The organism is uncultured Campylobacter sp. (genome assembly GCF_938030685.1).
GTDB lineage: Bacteria > Campylobacterota > Campylobacteria > Campylobacterales > Campylobacteraceae > Campylobacter_B.
Map to the genome: position 1 here is coordinate 1 of NZ_CALHHX010000029.1, position 1,099 is coordinate 1,099.

The following is a 1,099-nucleotide window of genomic DNA, read 5'->3' on the forward strand; positions in this document are numbered from 1 at the left end:
TAGACGATTTTAGCGGTAAATTTAGATTTATCTTCCAAACCGCCGAGGAGGGCACTAGAGGCGCCGTGGGTATGGAAGCTGCGGGCGTTACTAAGGGCGTGGATTACTTGCTGGGCGGTCATATCGGTTTTCAGGCGACCACTATGAGAGGCATCATCTGCGGTACTAAAAAACTGCTTGCGACCACTAAATTTGACGTAAGCTTACAAGGCAAGTCCGCTCACGCCGCGGGCGCGCCGCAAAACGGAGCCAATGCCCTGCTCGCCGCAGCCGAAATGGCGCTTGATATGCACGGCATCACGAGGCACGCAGACGGCGTCACGCGTATCAACGTCGGCGTGCTGCGCGCGGGTGAAGGGCGCAACGTCATCGCGCCCAACGGCTATCTCGCGTGCGAGACTCGCGGCGAGAGTACGGAGCTGAATGAGTTTATGAAGTCCAAATGCATGGACATAGTGGAGGGCGTTTCTAAAATTTACGGCGTCAGCTACGACGTGCAGGTTACGGGCGGCACCGCAGGCGGCGATAGTGACGAGGATAGCACGCAGCTTTACGAAGATGCGGCGAAGGCATCGCCGTTTATCGACGATGATAAAATCGTAAGGGAGCTAAGCTTTGGCGCATGCGAGGACTTCGCGCATTTTATGCGCTCGGTGCAAGATGCGGGCGGCAAGAGCGGATATCTAATGATCGGCACGACGCTTGCGGCGGGACATCACAACGCCAAATTCGACTTTGACGAGGACTCGCTGCTTGCGGGGGTGGACGTGTATCTTCGTTGCGCGTATAAGCTAAACGGCAAAATTTAAGGAGAGCGGCATGAAAAGAGCACTACTTCTAAGCGCTTCCAGTTACAAAGACAGCGGCTATCTTAACCACTGCAAGGGGTGGATCAAGGAATTTTTAGGAAGTCTTTGGGAGGATGAAATTTTATTCATTCCGTTTGCGGGCGTTAGGCGCACGAATGAGCAATACGAGCAGAAGGTCGCAGACTGCTTGGAGAGTAACAATATCAGATCGATCCATCGATTCGCCGATATGAAAGCCGCCGTTAAAAATGCCAAATCGATCTGCATCGGCGGCGGCAATACCTTCGTGC

2 protein-coding genes are annotated in these 1,099 nt (G+C 53.9%); both read left to right on the plus strand.

All coding sequences use genetic code 11. From position 1 onward, the window contains the following. A partial coding sequence (locus tag Q0369_RS01350) for an amidohydrolase (protein ID WP_298094949.1) occupies positions 1–809 on the plus strand: 809 nt, incomplete at its 5' end. A 10-nt stretch (positions 810–819) separates the two neighbouring features. Next, positions 820–1,099, plus strand: a 280-nt coding sequence (locus tag Q0369_RS01355; protein ID WP_298094954.1) for a Type 1 glutamine amidotransferase-like domain-containing protein, incomplete at its 3' end; no start/stop codon positions are given.